Below are 15,505 nucleotides of genomic sequence, written 5' to 3'. Positions count from 1 at the left end.
GGCGTCAATTGGCCTGGGTGGGCGGGGCGGAGATGGCGGCCGTGGGGCCGGTGGGCGTCGGCACGGGCGCGGCCTCCTTGAACAGCTTCTCCAGGCGGATCAGCCGCTCCGCGGCGCGGGGCGAGAGCGTGATCGGCCGCTGGTTGGATTCAAGCCCGGGCACATCCAGCGGGGCCGGCGGCTCGTCCAGCTTGGGCGCGGGCTGGTTGCCGATGCCGGGAATGTATTTCGGCTCGATGCCCTGGTGGGCATAGGCCATCACCTTCTGCCACGTCATGGCGGGGAGGGTGCCTCCGGTCATCTTGTTCAGGGAGGTATAGTCGTCGTTGCCGAACCAGACGCCGCCCACATAATTGCCGGTGAAGCCCATGAACCACGCATCGCGATAGGCGTTGGTGGTGCCGGTCTTGCCCGCCACCTTGATGTCCGGCAGGCGGGCGCGGCGGCCGGTGCCGTTCTCCACCACATTGTTGAGCATGGGGTTGATCATGTCGATGGTGGCGGGGGGGATCACCTGGATGGGCCGGGGCGCGTCGCGGTCATAGCGCCAGAGCACGTCGCCATTGGCGACCCGCATCTCGATCACCGCATGGGGATAGACGCTCTTGCCGCCATTGGCGAACACTGCATAGGCGGTGCTCATGTCGATGAGGCTCACTTCCACCGCGCCGAGCGGCAGGGGCGCGGAGATGGTGAGCGTGGAATTGATGCCCATCTTGTGCGCGAGATCGACGATCTTCTGCCTGCCGAACCGCTCGGCAAGACGCACGGCGACGGTGTTCAAGGAGTGCTGGAGCGCCGTCTGCAACGTGATGGAGCCCATATAGGAGCGGCCGTAATTCTGCGGGCACCAATTGCCGAGGCAGATGGGCGCGTCCTGCACGATGGTGTTGGGCTTGAAGCCGTTCATCAGCGCGACGGTATAGACGAAGGGCTTGAAGGAGGAGCCGGGCTGGCGCAGGGCGTCGGTGGCGCGGTTGAACTGGCTCTCGCCATAGTCGCGCCCGCCCACCATGGCGCGCACCGTGCCGTTGGGCTCCATGATGACCACGGCGCCCTGGCTCGCCTTATAGTCCTTGCCGAACTGGCGCAGCGACTGGTCGAGGGCGGCCTCCGCCACCTTCTGGATGTTGGGGTCGAGGCCCGTGCGCACCACGAAGATGCGCTCCGTCACCGATTTCGGCAGGTTGTCCACCAGCTTGCGGACTTCGGAGAAGGCATAGTCCAGATAATAATCGGGCACCGCCATGTCGCGCCGGTCTATGGGGGTGGCGGGGTTGCGCCTGGCGCCGAACACCTGGCCTTCCGTCATGAAGCCCGCATCCACCAGATTGTCGAGCACGGTGGAGGCGCGGGCGCGGGCGGCGGGAAGGTTGACGTGGGGCGCAAACTTGGACGGCGCCTTGAACAGCCCGGCCAGCATGGCGGCCTCGGCGAGGTTCACCTCGCGGATGGACTTGCCGAAATAATATTTCGCCGCCGCGTCCGCGCCATAGGCGCCGCCACCGAGATAGGCGCGGTCGAGATAGAGTTTCAGGATCTCGCTCTTGGTCAGGCGGCTTTCCAGCCACATGGCGAGGAAGGCTTCCTTCACCTTGCGCTCGATGGTGCGCTCGTTGGAGAGGAAGAGGTTCTTGGCAAGCTGCTGGGAGAGCGAGGAACCGCCCTGGCGCACGCCGCCGGCCCGCGCATTGGTCACCAGTGCGCGCAGCGTGCCGGCGACATCGATGCCGAAATGCTCATAGAAGCGCCGGTCCTCGGTGGCGAGCACGGCTTTGAGCAGGTAATCGGGAAAATCCTCCAGCGGCACCGTATCGTTCTGCTTCACCCCGCGCTCGCCCAGCACGTTGCCGTAGCGATCGAGGAAGGTAACGGCGAGCTCGGTGCGCTTCAGCCAGTCGTCGGAGGTTTCCCTGAAGGCGGGAAGCGCGAGGGCGAGGATGGCGATGGCGCCGAACGTGCCGAGGGTGAAGCCCTCCGAGGAAAGGCCCACCAGCCAGCGCCGCCAGCCGGAGAGCGAGAAGCGCTCCATGAAGGCGGAATAGGAGGAGGCGGCACGCACGAACCACGTGCCCAGGCGGAACAGCGAGGAATCCAGGCGCGCGTCCACATCCAGCCACGCGTCGCGCAGCCGGTGCCTGGAAGGTGGTTTCTCGCTCTCGCTCACGTTCTGGACGGTCTCGCGCTCGAAAGGCTAGGGCGTCCTTCATGGACGTCCACCGGGGCGGAAACGCGGCAGCGGCGTTTCCGTTTCGTCTATAGCGCGCGGCGGGCGGCGGGGCGAGGGGGCACGCCCTTCCCCCTGACATGATCGCGTTCTAGGAAGGGCAAATGTCCGATCTTCCTTTCTGGCGCGTCAAGGCGCTCACCGAGCTTTCCGCCTCCGAATGGGAGAGCCTGTGCGACGGCTGCGGGCGCTGCTGCCTCGTCAAGCTGGAGGACGAGGACACGGGCGCCATCGCCTATACCGACGTCGCCTGCCGCCTGTTCGATGCCGGCGCCTGCCGCTGCGTGGATTATGAGAACCGGCAGGAGAAGGTGGCCGATTGCGTGCGCCTCACGCCGGAGGCGGTGGGCTCGCTCTCCTGGCTCCCGCCCACCTGCGCCTACCGGCTGGTGGCGGACGGCAAGGACCTGCCCTGGTGGCACCCTCTGGTCTCCGGCACGCGCGAGAGCGTCCACGAGGCCGGCATCTCGGTGCGCGGGCGCGTGGCGGGGTCGGAGGAGACGTTCGGCCTGTTCGAGCTGGTGGACCGGATCGTGGCGTGGCCGGTGAAATGGCCGAAGGGGGCGAAGGTGGGAGTGAAACGGAAAGTCGCTCGTTGAGCGTCATCCCCGGGGGCTTGACCCGAGGATTTTCTTCCAAATCAGCTCCTGAACTTTCAAAAGATGCCCGGGGTCAAGCCCGGGCATGACGCGTAGAGACATTCACGCGCTCTTCGCCACCCGGCTCTCCGCGAACGCCCGGAACCCGCCATAGGAGGTGATGTCCGGACAGCCCTCGGTCCCCGCCGCCTCCGCGAGGAAGCCGGCTACTTCGCGCCCGTCTTCCAGTGTCACGCTGCCGAGGCCCAAGGGGGCGGGGATGCGGGCCAGCAGGCGGCCGATGCCCTCGAATGGCAGGGACCATACCTCGCCGGCCAGCGATGCTCCGCCGCTTGCCACGCGCACCACGCCGGGGCGCGGTACCGCGCCCTTCAGCAGCCACATGCGGTAGGCCGGCGCCGTCTGCACCGGCGCGACGAGGCGTCCGTCCAGTTCGAGCAATTCCCCGTTCAGCCCCATGCCGGAGAGGTGGGCGCCGAATACGCACAGCTCCAGCCGGCCTTCGCGAGAGGCCTCCGGCAAAGCGGGCGCGGGCGGCGCGGTCTCGCCGCTCGCGCCCAAAGGCAGGTCGGCGGCGCGTGCGAAGGCGCGGGCAATGGAGGCCACCTCGGCATCCTTGCCCGCCGAGGCGAGGAGGGTGATGCCATAGGGCACGCCGGAGGCGGCGATCACATTGGGCACCGCCGTGCCGCACAGATCCATCAGGTTGACGAAGTTGGTGTAGGTGCCATTGCGGGAATTGAGGCGGATATTGTCCGCCATCACTTCGTCCAGCATATAGGCGGTGGGGGCGGTGGGCAGGAGGATGGCGTCGAGGCCGGCGAGGATGGGCGCCACCTTCGCGCGCAATTCGCGCAGGCGATACATGGCGCGGAAGGCATCCGCCGCGCTCGCCGTGCCGCCCGGCTCGGTGATGGCGCGGGTGATGGGGTGGACCGCATCCGGGTTTGTGGTCAGCAGCTTTTCCGCGACGATCCAGCGCTCGGCCACCCACGGGCCCTCATAGAGCAGCCGGGCGCATTCCGCGAAGGGCGAATAGTCGAACGCCACAAGGTCCGCGCCCATGTCGCGGAAGCGCGAGATTGCCGTCTCATAAGCTGCGGCAGCATCAGCATCGCCGAAGAATTCCCGCTGGTCCGGCGGCAGAAAGCCGAGGCGGGGTTTCATGGAGAGGGCCGCGAGCCGGCCGAGAGGTAAGGCGCGGGAGAAGGCATCCGCCTCATCCTCGCCCGCCATCACCTCCAGCGCCGCCATGGCATCGTCCACGGTGAGGGCGAAGACCGAGATGCAGTCCAGCGACTTGCAGGCCGGCACGAGGCCGGTATTGGGCACAAGGCCAAGGCTCGGTTTCACGCCGACGATGTTCTGGAGCATGGCGGGCACGCGGCCGGAGCCGGCGGTGTCCGTACCCAGCGCCACCGGCACGAGGCCGGCCGAGACGGCACTGGCCGAACCGGAGGAGGAGCCGCCGGGCACGAGCTTTCCATTGAAGGCGTTGCGCGGCACACCATAGGGCGAGCGGGTGCCCACGAGGCCGGTGGCGAACTGGTCGAGATTGGTCTTGCCGACGATGAGCGCGCCGGCTGCCTTCAGTCGTGCGACGACCGTCGCATTAGCGGGCGCGTCATAGGCGAAGGCCGGGCAGGCGGCGGTGGTGGGCAGGCCGGCGACGTCGATATTGTCCTTCACCGCGATGGGGATTCCATAGAGCGGCAGGGCGGTGTTGCCGGCGGCTTCGAGGGCAGCGGCGTCTTTCAGCAGGTCCGCCTCGGGGCGCAGGGTGATGAAGACGGCGGGGTCGTCATGGGCCGCGATGCGCCTGTAGGTCTCGCGCACCGTATCGCTCGGCGTACGCCGTCCCTCGCGATGGGCGGCAAGAAGGGTTGCGAGGGTTTCCATGGCGGCTCCTGAACTCGATCTGCGATGCCGGCGCTTCGCCCGGCGGCTTTTCCTCTCAAGCAGGAAGCGCGCCAACCTGACAGCTCTTCACGGAGCAGCGAAAATTGCCTTAAGCCATTGGATGTGAAGCGGAAGCTCGACCATGTGAGCGGCGGCCGTGACGCGAAGCAGGGCTGTGGCTTTGTTTAGTTATCGGGCATATGAATAATTATTATGCAATAATGTGTCTATTGCATGCAGGTTGGAGCGATGTCCGTCCACGTGACGTGGACGGCACGATCAGCGCGGCGCTGTGATCGGTGCAGCCGGCACCTTCCCGGTCGCGCTTTCCGTGGGATCGGGTGTCCCACGTCCGGAGAACATCACGGCCGCGCTAAGGGCCGCGACGAAGATCACGGCGCCGATCACCAGGGTCGTCGAACGGTTCATGGGTTTCCTCACGCGTTACATTCCCTTGGGGAATATAACGCAACGGAAGTCGGAAAAGTTCGATCAGCCAAATTGTGCTTGCGCTCGCGCGCTGACCGTGTGGGAATGAGGTTTGCAACCTTCGCGCAAGCTTCGGCGACAATCATTCCCTAGCGGTACCTTGATCCCTCAAGGTCATCGTTTTGCTGATTGCTTATCGGGAAACCATTGCGGAGAGAGCAAATGACCAGCGTCGCCGCCTCCGGCGCCACCGCGCTTCACCTGTTGCAGTCCGCCACATCCAATGCGGCCCGTACTTCGTCTCCCGCCGATACTGTTGCGGAGATCACCCAGGCTAGCCTTGTCTCGCCCGCGTCCGGTCCGGCCGGGAAGCAGGCGGCGACGGTGATCGCCAATGCGTTCCTGTCCGCGCGCAATCAGGCTTCCGCCGAGCCCCGCGCGATCGATCTGGACGCTCTGCGCGCCACCCTCGAACAGGTCCGGCAGAGGATGGCGGAACAGGGGCTCCGCGTGGACAACCATTCCGCCGGGACTGAGGTCAAGGGCCTGCGCAACCAGATGATGGCCTATAACGAGGCCCTGGACGAGCGCGACCAGTTGAAACCCTTCTTCGACTGGGCGGCCAATGGCGGCGTCAACGAAGTTACCTTTGGCAAGAAATTCACCCGGGAGGGTGACGTGCTGACCGAAGTGGTGACCGGCGTCGAAGGCATGAACATCAGCCGGATGCGTGCCATCGGCCGCAACGAGGAGGCGGACAGGTTGGAAGCCCTCTTCAACGAAGGGGTCAAGGTCAACCAGGAGAAGCTGGACGCGGTTCAGGCCGTTATCGACAAGGTGCCGGATGCGCTCGCCGAAATCCAGGAGCGCATGGAGGAGGCTTACGACGTCCGCGGCACCATGTTTGTCCAGGGAGCGGACGGCCGCTATCAGTGGGGTACGTTCGAGGTCCGGGACAAGCAGACGGGGGCGCTGCAACTGCGCGTCGAGGCTGGCGGGTCCGCCTATGATGCGGAGTCCGGCGTATCCTATTCCCTGCGCTTCGAGGAGTGAGTGGTCCCGCCGGCCTGGGAGCTGGGCGGCAGATATTGCGATACCCATGGACGACTTGGAAACAAGCGGCGTACCCCCTCTCCCCGTGGGGGAGAGGGCTGGGGTGAGGGGGAACCACCTCTCTAGTCCTGACGCGCCGAAGCCCCCTCACCCGGCTGCTGCGCATCCGACCTCTCCCCCTCGGGGAGAGGTGAAAACCCGACCGTCTCAGCCCTTGGACTAATACCGCAACACTCCTTCCCAGGAGAGGGTGCCCGGCGGGACGAGGCGGGTGAGGAGCAGCGCGCGCCGGTGGCGCTCCGCTCAATCCCGGAACACCACCGTCGTGTGGCCGTTCAGCAGCACCCGGTCCTCCAGGTGCCAGGACAGGGCGCGCGCCAGCACCCGGCGCTCGATGTCGCGGCCCTTGCGCACGAGATCATCGGGGCTGTCCTGGTGGCTGATGCGCTCCACGTCCTGCTCGATGATCGGCCCTTCGTCGAGGTCGGAGGTCACATAGTGCGCGGTGGCGCCCATCAGCTTCACGCCGCGGGCATGGGCCTGGTGGTAGGGCTTGGCGCCCTTGAAGCCGGGCAGGAAGGAATGGTGGATGTTGATGCACCGGCCCGCGAGCTTGGCGGAGAGCCCGTCCGAGAGCACCTGCATGTAGCGCGCGAGCACCGCCACTTCCGAGCCAGAGGCCTGGAAGATGCGCCAGATTTCCGTTTCCTGCTCCAGCTTGGTCGCCTTGGTGACCGGGAGGTGGTGGAACGGGATGCCGTCGAAATCCAGGTGCGCGTAGGTCTCGCGGGCGTGGTTGGAGATCACGCCGGAAATCTCCATGGGGATCTCGCCGATGCGCCAGCGATAGAGCAGGTCCGCAAGGCAATGGTCGAATTTGGAGGCGAGCAGCAGCACCCGGCGCTTCTCCGCCTTGTCGCGCAGGCTCCAGGTGAGGGAGAGGGCGTCGGACACTTCTGCGAAGCCGGCGCGGATCTCGGCGGCGGTGGCGCTGCCTTCCACCACGTTGAAGACCACGCGCATGAAGAAGCGGCCGCTCTGGGTGTCGTCGAACTGCTGGGCTTCCAGGATGTTGCAGCCCTTCTCGAACAGGAAGGTCGAGACCCGGGAAACGATGCCGGGACGGTTGGGGCAGGAAAGGGTGAGGATGAACTGGTCGGTGGGCGCAGTCATGAGATGTCTCGTCGAGAAAAGAGGATCGGAACAGGTGAGGCGGGAAAGCGCGCGGCGCGCCGCGGTCAACCTCGTCCCGTGCCCGTGATCTCGAAGCCGAACTCGGCGGCGCTCGCCGTCAGCGCCCGCAGGAAGGCTGGTGCGAAGGAACGCGGCACGGCAAAGCGGTAAGCCGGCGAATCATTCAGCTGCCAGAACAGAAGCGGGATCAGCGCCACCGTGGTCGCGGCGGCATCTCCCGGCGCGAAGACGCTGGGGTGAATGTCCACCGGAACAAGCTTTGTGAGCGCCTCACCCACCCGGGGCCCGTAGACGTCCAGCACCAAATTCGCGTCGCTCTGGTCGGTCAAGGCGGCGCGGTCGCCGAAGGCGGTATTAAGGCGGCTAATAAGAGCATCCGGTGCGCGGTGCGTGGCGGCGAGCCAGCGCCCGGGGGCGGTGCCGATGAAGGCGAGGTCGGGGTTGAAGCTGACCTTGGGCGCGTCCGTAAGCGGGAAGCCGAAAGCGTCCTGCGCCGCCTGCACGACGCTCGCGGTCACGCCCTTCCGCGCGGCGACGGTGACGAGCGCGAGGTTTTCCACCACGCGGGCGATGACGCCCGGCTCGCCATCGGGCCGCCCGTAGCGCCCGTCTGGCACGAGGTCGGTGACGGGATGGTCGGACAGGATCTCAGACACGCAGCCGCTCCCCTTCCGGATCGACGAAAGCGGGATGGCAGATTTCCACGGGAATGTCGCCGCCCCGCACCGGGTCATAGGCGCGCACCATCTCGCCGATGCGCTCCGGCCCGCGCGTGATGAGGCCGAGGCCGATCCAGTGGCCGAGCGTGGGCGAGAAGGCCACCGAGGTCATGTAGCCTTCGTCGTTGGCGGTCGTGGCGCTGTAACCGTGGCGCAGGAAATGCGCGCCAGCCCGCAGGCGCTGGGTCGGGTCCACCGGCTTGAAGCCGACCAGCGCCGGCCGGTCGGGATCGAGGAAGGCCGGGCGCTGGGAGAGCACGCGCCCGATATAGTCCTTCTTGGTGGAGGCCATGCGGCCGAGCCCGAGGTCGCGGGCGGAGGTCTGGCCGTTCAGCTCATTGCCGGAGACGTGCCCCTTCTCGATGCGCATGACCCCCAGGGCCTCGGTGCCATAGGGGGTGATGCCGAAGGGCGCGCCCGCCTTCATGAGCGCCTGCGCCAATGCCACCCCATGGCGGGCGGGCACGGCGATCTCGTAGCCCAGTTCACCCGAGAACGAGACGCGGAAGATGCGCGCCTTCACCCCGCGCATGACCGTGCCTTGGGCGACGCCCATATAGGGCAGGGCCTCGTTCGAGACGTCGAGCCCGTCCACCACGCCGGCGAGCACGTCGCGGGCGCGGGGGCCGGCGATGGAGATCTGCGCCCATTGCTCGGATACCGAGGCGAGCTGCACGTCCAGTTCCGGCCACAGGACCTGGAGGCAGAATTCCAGGTGCTGGTAGACCCTGGCGGCATTGGCCGTGGTGGTGGTCATCACATAATGGTCGTCGGCGAGGCGCGCGGTGGTGCCGTCATCCATGACCATCCCGTCCTCCCGCAGCATCACGCCATAGCGCGCGCGGCCCACCTGGAGCGTGGAGAAGGTGTTGATGTAGACGCGGTCGAGGAAGGTGCCGACATCCGGCCCCTGCAGGTCGATCTTGCCGAAGGTTGAGACATCGATGAGGCCGACGGAGGCGCGCGTCGCGATCACCTCCCGGGTCACGGTCGCCAGCCAGTCGGTCTCGCCCCCCTTCGGAAAATATTGCGCCCGCAGCCACAGCCCGGTCTCCACGAACACCGCGCCGTGCTCGCGTGCCCAAGGGTGAGTGGGCGTCGGGCGGGTGGGCCGGAAATCCTTGCCGCGATGGTGCCCCGCCATGGCGCCGATGGAGACGGGCGTGAAAGGCGGGCGGAACAAGGTGGTGCCGGTCTCGCCAACCCCCTGGCCGGTGAGCGCCGCCATGATGGCGAGGCCGGTGACGTTGGAGGTGCGGCCCTGGTCGGTGGCCATGCCGAGCGTGGTGTAGCGCTTCAGCAGCTCCACCGCCCGGAAACCCTCCTGGTGCGCGATGGCCACGTCCTTGGCTGTCACGTCGTTCTGGAAATCGACGAAGGCCGGGCCCTTGGATTCCTTCACGTGCCAGAAGGGGGCGATGGTGACGGGGTTGTCGCGCGCCTGCGGCACTGGGGTCGCGTAAGCGGAAAAGCCCAGCTCTCCGGCCGCCTCGGCGGCCCGTGCCGCTCCGCCCGCAAGGCAGCGGGGCAGCGAATATTCCCCCGCCACCGCTCCGGCCACCGACATTCCCGGCGGCAGCGTGCCGGGAACAAAGCCCGCAATGTCCTCCCGCCAGACCGGCTTGCCGCCGAAATGGCTGGTGAGCCCCACATTGGGGCTCGAGCCGCTGGAGATGGCCAGTATGTCGGCGGCGATGGTCTCGGTGTTTCCGTTCGCGCGCACGGTCACGGAGGAGAGCAGCTTGCCGGAGGTGGCGATGACCTCGCCTCCCGTGATCACCCGCACGCCGCGTTTATGCGCCCGCTCCATCTGCACCGGCGGCGGATCGGGCCGCACATCCACGATGGCGGCGATCTTCACGCCCGCGGCGGCGGCGTCGAAGGCGGCGGACCAGGCATAGCCGTTATTGACGAACGCCACGGCGCGCGTTCCGGGCGCCACCGCGTAGCGCACCGCATAAGACCGCAGCGCCTGGGCCGACATGATTCCCGGCCGGTCATTGCCGCCGAACACGATGGGCCGGTCGATGGCGCCCGCGCACAGCACGGCGCGCTTGGCGATGATCTTCCAGAAGCGCTGGCGGGGGGCGAAGGGGGCGGGGATGGGCACGTGGTCGCCCACGCGCTCGATGGCGCCGTAGGTGCCTCCGTCATAGGCGCCGAAGATGGTGGTGCGCGTCATCACGCGCACATTGGGGAGGGAGGCCAGTTCCGCCTCCGCCTGCGCCACGAAGGCGAGCGCGGGCGCATCGTCGATCCGGGCATGTTCCGAATTCAGCCGACCGCCCAGGCGGAAATCCTCGTCCGCAAGGATCACCCGCGCGCCGCTTCGCCCGGCCACCAAGGCGGCCATGAGACCCGCCGCGCCGCCGCCGATCACCAGGACGTCGCAGAAGGCGAAGGCTTTCTCGTAACTGTCGGGGTCCGGCCGCTCCGCCGCCCGCCCGAGCCCCGCCGCGCGGCGGATGACCGGCTCGTAGAGCTTCTCCCACAAAGCGGCGGGCCACATGAAGGTCTTGTAGTAGAAGCCCGCGCCGAGGAACGGCGAGAGCAGCCCGTTCACCGCCTGGAGGTCGAAGTCGAGCGAGGGCCAGCGGTTCTGGCTGGTCGCTTCCAGCCCGTCATACAGCTCCACCATGGTGGCGCGGGTGTTGGGCTCGCGCCGCGCGCCCGAGCGCAGCTCCACGAGGGCGTTGGGCTCCTCCGAGCCGGCAGAGAAGACGCCGCGCGGGCGGTGATATTTGAACGAGCGGCCCATGAGGCGCACATCGTTGGCGAGCAGCGCCGAGGCCAGGGTGTCGCCGGCATAGCCGCGATAGGATCGCCCGTCGAAGGTGAAGGAGAGGGGTTTCGAGCGGTCGATGAGGCCGCCCTGGCCGAACCGGCTCATGGCCGGGCTCCCGGGGCGAAGGTCGCGCCCGCAATCTCATGGGTGCGGGTGTCGCGCTCCACCACCAGCCAGCGGCGGCAGCCGGCGGCGTGATACCACAGCTCGCGGAAGGCGCCGGCCGGGTTGTCGCGCAGATAGGCATAATCGTGGAACGCCTCTTCCGCCCCCGGTGCGGACGGATCGGGGCGCACGGGTGCCGCGTCTCCGAGGTAGGAGAATTCGTGGGCGTCGCGGAGCCCGCAATAGGGGCAGGGGAGGCGCATGGGTCGACCCTACTGATCAGTGCAGGTTCGGCTGCGCGCCGACACCTTTTTCGTCGATGACGTGGCCGGTGCGGAAGCGGTCGAGCCGGAAGGCCGAATTGAGCGTGTGGGGCGTATCCTTCGCCAGCGTCCAGGCGAAGCACCAGCCCGAGGCGGGCGTCGCCTTGAACCCCCCGTAGTTCCAGCCGCAATTCAGATAGAGACCGGGGATGGGCGTGAGATCGATGATGGGCGAGCCGTCCATGCTCATGTCCAGAAGCCCGCCCCAGCTTCTGAGGATGCGCAGCCGGCCGATGCGCGGCATCACCGCCATGCCGGCCTCGCACACATCCTCCACCACAGGCAGATTGCCGCGCTGGGCGTAGGAATTGTAGCCGTCGATGTCGCCGCCGAAGACGAGGCCGCCCTTGTCCGACTGGCTCACATAGAAATGCCCCATGCCGAAGGTGATGACCCCCGGCACCAGCGGCTTCAGCCCTTCCGAGACGAAAGCGGTGAGCACGTGGCTCTCGATGGGCAGGCGCAGGTCCGCGAGCCGGGCGACGCGCGAGGTGGAGCCGGCCACCGCCATCCCCACCTTCTTCGCCCGCACCGACCCGCGCGTGGTCTCCACACCCACCACCGCGCCGTTCTCGCGGATGAAGCCGGTGACCTCGCAATTCTGCACGATATCGACGCCCAGCTTGTCCGCGGCGCGGGCATAGCCCCACACCACGGCATCGTGCCGCGCCGTGCCGCCGCGCTTCTGGAGCAGCCCGCCCTGGATGGGGAAGCGGGCATTGTCGAAGTTCAGGAACGGCGCCATGGCCCGCACCTGCTCGCGGTCCAGCAATTCGGCGTCGGCCCCCGACAGGCGCATGGCATTGCCGCGCCGGGCGAAGGCGTCGCGCTGGGCATCGGAATGATAGAGGTTCAGCACGCCGCGCTGGGAGACCATGGCGTTGTAATTGAGGTCCTGCTCCAGGCCCTCCCACAATTTCATGGACCATTCGTAGAAGGGCTGGTTGCCGGGCAGGAGATAATTGGAACGGATGATGGTGGTGTTCCGCCCCGCATTGCCCGAGCCGATATGGCCCTTCTCCAGCACCGCCACGTTGCGGATGCCGTACTCCTTGGCAAGGTAATAGGCGGTGGCCAGCCCATGCCCGCCGCCGCCGATGATGATGACGTCATAATCCGGCTTCGGCGTGGCATCGCGCCATGCGGGCTGCCAGCCCTTCTGCCCGGAGAAGGCATTGGCGATGAGGCTGAAGACCGAATAGCGGGCGGACATGTTCTCTACTCGTCTCCAGCTACCAATGCGCTCCCTCTCCCGCTTGCGGGGGAGGGCTGGGGAGGGGGCAGACGCGACCCCTCCATTTTCCGAACGCTTCCGGCCTGCGACCGGCCCCCTCCCTAACCCTCCCCCGCAAGCGGGAGAGGGAATGGCAGCGCTCAACGAAAGCAGTTCTCTCAAATATCCAGCGTGTTGTCCCGCTCCCATTGGGTGAGGTGGCGGGAATAGGCATTCCATTCCTCGGTCTTCAGCTTCAGGTAGCCGGAGACGAAGCTCTCGCCGAGGCTCTCCTTCAGAACCTTGGATTTCTCCAGCGCCCTTAAGGAATCCAGAAGGTTCAGCGGCAGCTTCTTGGCGCCCTTCACCTTATGGCCGTCCGTATACATATTGATGTCCAGGCGCTTGCCGGGGTCGCGGGCATTGGTGATGCCGTCCAGCCCCGCCGCCAGCACGCCGGCCTGGAGGAGGTAAGGGTTGGCTGCGCCGTCCGCGAGGCGGAATTCGAACCGCCCTGCATCGGGAATGCGGATCATATGGGTGCGGTTATTGCCGGTATAGGTGACGGTATTGGGCGCCCAGGTGGCGCCGGACAGCGTGCGCGGGGCGTTGATGCGCTTGTATGAGTTCACCGTGGGATTGGTGAGGGCGCAGAGCGCATCCGCGTTGTGGATCAGCCCGCCGATGAAATTGTAGCCGAGCGGCGCGACGCCCAGCTCGCCCTTGGGGTCGGAAAAGGCGTTCTTGCCCTTCTTCCACAGCGAGACATGCACGTGGCATCCGGAGCCCGTGAGGTTGATGAAGGGCTTCGGCATGAAGGTGGCGCGCAGGCCGTGCTTCTCGGCGATAGACTTGACCATGTACTTGAAGAAGACGTGCCGGTCGGCGGTGAGCAAGGCGTGGTCATAATTCCAGTTCATCTCGAACTGGCCGTTGGCGTCCTCATGGTCGTTCTGGTAGGCGCCCCAGCCCAAAGAGAGCATGCTGTCGCAGATCTCCTTGATGATCTCGAAGCGCCGCATCAAAGCGGACTGGTCGTAGCAGGGCTTTTCCGCCGTGTCGGAGGCGTCCGAAATGCCCGAGCCGTCCGGCGAGATGAGGAAATATTCGCATTCGACGCCGGTCTTCATCTCGAAGCCCAGCTCATTGGCCGCCGCGAGCTGCTTCTTCAGGACTGTGCGCGGTGCCTGCTCCACCAGCTTGCCGTCCATATAGAGGTCGGAAGCGAGCCAGCCGATTTCCGGTTTCCAGGGCAGCTGGATGAGGGAGGTGGGGTCCGGCACCGCGAACAGATCCGGGTCCGCCGGCGTCATGTCGAGCCATGTGGCAAAGCCGGCAAAGCCCGCTCCGGCCTTCTGCATCTCGCCGATGGCCTGGGCGGGCACCAGCTTGGCTCTGAGGCCGCCGAACAGGTCCACATAGGAGATGAGGAAATATTTGATGCCTTTGTCCTTCGCCACCTTCTCCAGGTTTATGGAAGAGGCGGCGGAGGCGCGGCCTTCGGCATCGCGCGCGATCTCTGGAAAGCGGGTCATCGTCACGTCCCCTGGAAGGTCTGGTTCTGGTCGGCTGTTTTGTTGAACGCAGCGCCGTCGAGGGCCCTGCGGGACATCAGTAGGTGGTCTGGCCCGGAATCCAGTTGGTCCCTGCAAGAGGCACGCCGGCCATGGCGGCGGCTTCCACGGTGAGGGACACGAGGTCCTCCGGCTCCAGATTGTGCAGATGGCTCTTGCCGCAGGCGCGGGCGATGGTCTGCGCCTCCAGCGTCATCACGCCGAGATAGTTGGCGAGCCGCCGGCCGGCCTTCACGGGATCGAGGCGCGACCACAGTTCCGGGTCCTGCGTGGTGATGCCGGCGGGGTCGCGGCCCTCGTGCCAGTCGTCATAGGCGCCTGCGGTGGAGCCCAGCGCCTGATACTCGGCCTCATACTGCGGGTCGTTGTCGCCCAGCGCCACCAGCGCCGCCGTGCCGATGGCCACCGCGTCCGCCCCCAGCGCCAGAGCTTTGGCCACATCCGCGCCGGAGCGGATGCCGCCGGAGACGATGAGCTGCACCTTCCGGTGCATGCCGAGGTCCTGGAGCGCCTGAACGGCGGGGCGGATGGCGGAGAGGATGGGCAGGCCCACATGCTCGATGAACACGTCCTGCGTCGCCGCCGTGCCGCCCTGCATGCCGTCCAGCACCACCACATCGGCGCCGGACTTCACGGCCAGCGAGATGTCGTAATAGGGGCGGGAGGCGCCCACCTTCACATAGATGGGCTTCTCCCAATCGGTGATCTCGCGCAGCTCCTCGATCTTGATTTCCAGATCATCCGGCCCGGTCCAGTCCGGGTGGCGGCAGGCGGAGCGCTGGTCGATGCCCTTCGGAAGCGTGCGCATGGCGGCGACGCGGTCGGAGATCTTCTGGCCCAGCAGCATGCCGCCGCCACCGGGCTTCGCGCCCTGGCCGATCACCACCTCGATGGCATCGGCCTTTCTGAGATCGTCCGGGTTCATGCCATAGCGCGAGGGGAGATACTGGTAGACGAGGATGGAGGAGTGGCCGCGCTCCTCCGCCGTCATGCCACCATCGCCCGTGGTGGTGGAGGTGCCCATGGCGGACGCCCCGCGCCCCAGCGCTTCCTTGGCGGGGGCGGACAGCGCCCCGAAGCTCATGCCGGCGATGGTGACGGGGGTCTTCAGGTGGATGGGCTTCTTCGCGAAGCGGCTGCCCAGCACCACGTCGGTGCCGCACTTCTCCCGGTAGCCCTCCAGCGGGTAGCGCGAGACGGAGGCGCCGAGGAAGAGCAGGTCGTCGAAATGGGGGAGCTTGCGCTTCGTGCCGGCGCCCCGGATGTCATAGATGCCGGTCGCCGCCGCGCGGCGGATTTCCGAAAGGGTGTGCGGGTCGAAGGTGGCGGAGAAGCGGGGTAGGGTGCGCGGGATGTTGGAATGGGCGGTCATGGTGTCCTCACCC

The 15,505-nt window shown here is 66.9% G+C and carries 12 protein-coding genes; 2 read left to right on the top strand and 10 right to left on the bottom strand.

Annotated elements, in window-relative coordinates; all coding sequences use genetic code 11:
* Positions 1–4: 4 nt before the first annotated feature.
* A complete protein-coding gene (locus tag ABLE91_RS16530; RefSeq protein ID WP_348932404.1) occupies positions 5–2,167 on the bottom strand; it encodes a transglycosylase domain-containing protein in 2,163 nt (720 codons plus the stop codon).
* Between the two features lie 164 nt (positions 2,168–2,331).
* On the opposite strand from ABLE91_RS16530, the gene ABLE91_RS16525 reads away from it, so the two are divergent.
* The gene (locus ABLE91_RS16525; RefSeq protein ID WP_348932402.1) at positions 2,332–2,826 is read left to right on the top strand and encodes a YcgN family cysteine cluster protein; all 495 of its coding nucleotides are present in this window, start codon (positions 2,332–2,334) and stop codon (positions 2,824–2,826) included.
* A gap of 102 nt (positions 2,827–2,928) precedes the next feature.
* Here ABLE91_RS16525 and atzF read toward each other — a convergent pair whose 3' ends face one another.
* Both atzF and ABLE91_RS16515 read right to left on the bottom strand, forming a co-directional pair.
* Positions 2,929–4,725 (bottom strand): allophanate hydrolase, encoded by a 1,797-nt coding sequence (gene atzF, locus ABLE91_RS16520; protein ID WP_348932400.1) that lies wholly within the window; start codon positions 4,723–4,725, stop codon positions 2,929–2,931.
* Between the two features lie 279 nt (positions 4,726–5,004).
* Positions 5,005–5,154 (bottom strand): hypothetical protein, encoded by a 150-nt coding sequence (locus tag ABLE91_RS16515; RefSeq protein WP_348932398.1) that lies wholly within the window; start codon positions 5,152–5,154, stop codon positions 5,005–5,007.
* 222 nt (positions 5,155–5,376) lie between these two features.
* On the opposite strand from ABLE91_RS16515, the gene ABLE91_RS16510 reads away from it, so the two are divergent.
* The gene (locus ABLE91_RS16510) at positions 5,377–6,207 is read left to right on the top strand and encodes a hypothetical protein (protein ID WP_348932395.1); all 831 of its coding nucleotides are present in this window, start codon (positions 5,377–5,379) and stop codon (positions 6,205–6,207) included.
* A 303-nt stretch (positions 6,208–6,510) separates the two neighbouring features.
* Here the strand turns inward: ABLE91_RS16510 and purU are convergent, their stop codons facing one another.
* The 7 genes from purU to ABLE91_RS16475 form a co-directional block, all read right to left on the bottom strand.
* Positions 6,511–7,380, bottom strand: coding sequence for a formyltetrahydrofolate deformylase (purU, locus tag ABLE91_RS16505; protein WP_348932394.1), 870 nt, complete (start codon positions 7,378–7,380; stop codon positions 6,511–6,513).
* Positions 7,381–7,445: 65 nt separating this feature from the next.
* A complete protein-coding gene (locus tag ABLE91_RS16500) occupies positions 7,446–8,057 on the bottom strand; it encodes a sarcosine oxidase subunit gamma (RefSeq protein ID WP_348932392.1) in 612 nt (203 codons plus the stop codon).
* Complete coding sequence (locus ABLE91_RS16495; protein ID WP_348932390.1) at positions 8,050–11,010, bottom strand: sarcosine oxidase subunit alpha family protein; 2,961 nt, start codon at positions 11,008–11,010, stop codon at positions 8,050–8,052. The genes ABLE91_RS16500 and ABLE91_RS16495 overlap by 8 nt, the downstream gene beginning before the upstream one ends.
* Positions 11,007–11,273: a sarcosine oxidase subunit delta gene (locus ABLE91_RS16490; protein ID WP_348932389.1), complete on the bottom strand. Its 267-nt coding sequence runs from the start codon at positions 11,271–11,273 to the stop codon at positions 11,007–11,009. The genes ABLE91_RS16495 and ABLE91_RS16490 overlap by 4 nt, the downstream gene beginning before the upstream one ends.
* Before the next feature lie 16 nt (positions 11,274–11,289).
* A complete protein-coding gene (locus ABLE91_RS16485) occupies positions 11,290–12,546 on the bottom strand; it encodes a sarcosine oxidase subunit beta family protein (protein ID WP_348932387.1) in 1,257 nt (418 codons plus the stop codon).
* A 179-nt stretch (positions 12,547–12,725) separates the two neighbouring features.
* The gene (glnT, locus tag ABLE91_RS16480) at positions 12,726–14,081 is read right to left on the bottom strand and encodes a type III glutamate--ammonia ligase (RefSeq protein ID WP_348932385.1); all 1,356 of its coding nucleotides are present in this window, start codon (positions 14,079–14,081) and stop codon (positions 12,726–12,728) included.
* Between the two features lie 76 nt (positions 14,082–14,157).
* Entirely contained in the window at positions 14,158–15,492 is a 1,335-nt protein-coding gene (locus ABLE91_RS16475) for an FMN-binding glutamate synthase family protein (protein ID WP_348932383.1), read from the bottom strand.
* Between the last annotated feature and the right edge of the window lie 13 nt (positions 15,493–15,505).

It is taken from the genome of Aquabacter albus (assembly GCF_040049275.1).
Classification (GTDB): Bacteria; Pseudomonadota; Alphaproteobacteria; order Rhizobiales; family Xanthobacteraceae; genus Aquabacter.
The sequence above is the reverse complement of the archived record's forward strand: the minus strand, read 5'-3'. Positions and strand labels throughout refer to the sequence as shown.

What these genes read in the sequence shown, in the direction of transcription:
- ABLE91_RS16525 (WP_348932402.1), top strand. Translation starts at nt 2,332, where the DNA reads ATGTCCGATCTTCCTTTCTGGCGCGTCAAGGCGCTCACCGAGCTTTCC.
- atzF (WP_348932400.1), bottom strand. Translation starts at nt 4,725, where the DNA reads ATGGAAACCCTCGCAACCCTTCTTGCCGCCCATCGCGAGGGACGGCGT.
- ABLE91_RS16515 (WP_348932398.1), bottom strand. Translation starts at nt 5,154, where the DNA reads ATGAACCGTTCGACGACCCTGGTGATCGGCGCCGTGATCTTCGTCGCG.
- ABLE91_RS16510 (WP_348932395.1), top strand. Translation starts at nt 5,377, where the DNA reads ATGACCAGCGTCGCCGCCTCCGGCGCCACCGCGCTTCACCTGTTGCAG.
- purU (WP_348932394.1), bottom strand. Translation starts at nt 7,380, where the DNA reads ATGACTGCGCCCACCGACCAGTTCATCCTCACCCTTTCCTGCCCCAAC.
- ABLE91_RS16495 (WP_348932390.1), bottom strand. Translation starts at nt 11,010, where the DNA reads ATGAGCCGGTTCGGCCAGGGCGGCCTCATCGACCGCTCGAAACCCCTC.
- ABLE91_RS16490 (WP_348932389.1), bottom strand. Translation starts at nt 11,273, where the DNA reads ATGCGCCTCCCCTGCCCCTATTGCGGGCTCCGCGACGCCCACGAATTC.
- ABLE91_RS16485 (WP_348932387.1), bottom strand. Translation starts at nt 12,546, where the DNA reads ATGTCCGCCCGCTATTCGGTCTTCAGCCTCATCGCCAATGCCTTCTCC.
- glnT (WP_348932385.1), bottom strand. Translation starts at nt 14,081, where the DNA reads ATGACCCGCTTTCCAGAGATCGCGCGCGATGCCGAAGGCCGCGCCTCC.
- ABLE91_RS16475 (WP_348932383.1), bottom strand. Translation starts at nt 15,492, where the DNA reads ATGACCGCCCATTCCAACATCCCGCGCACCCTACCCCGCTTCTCCGCC.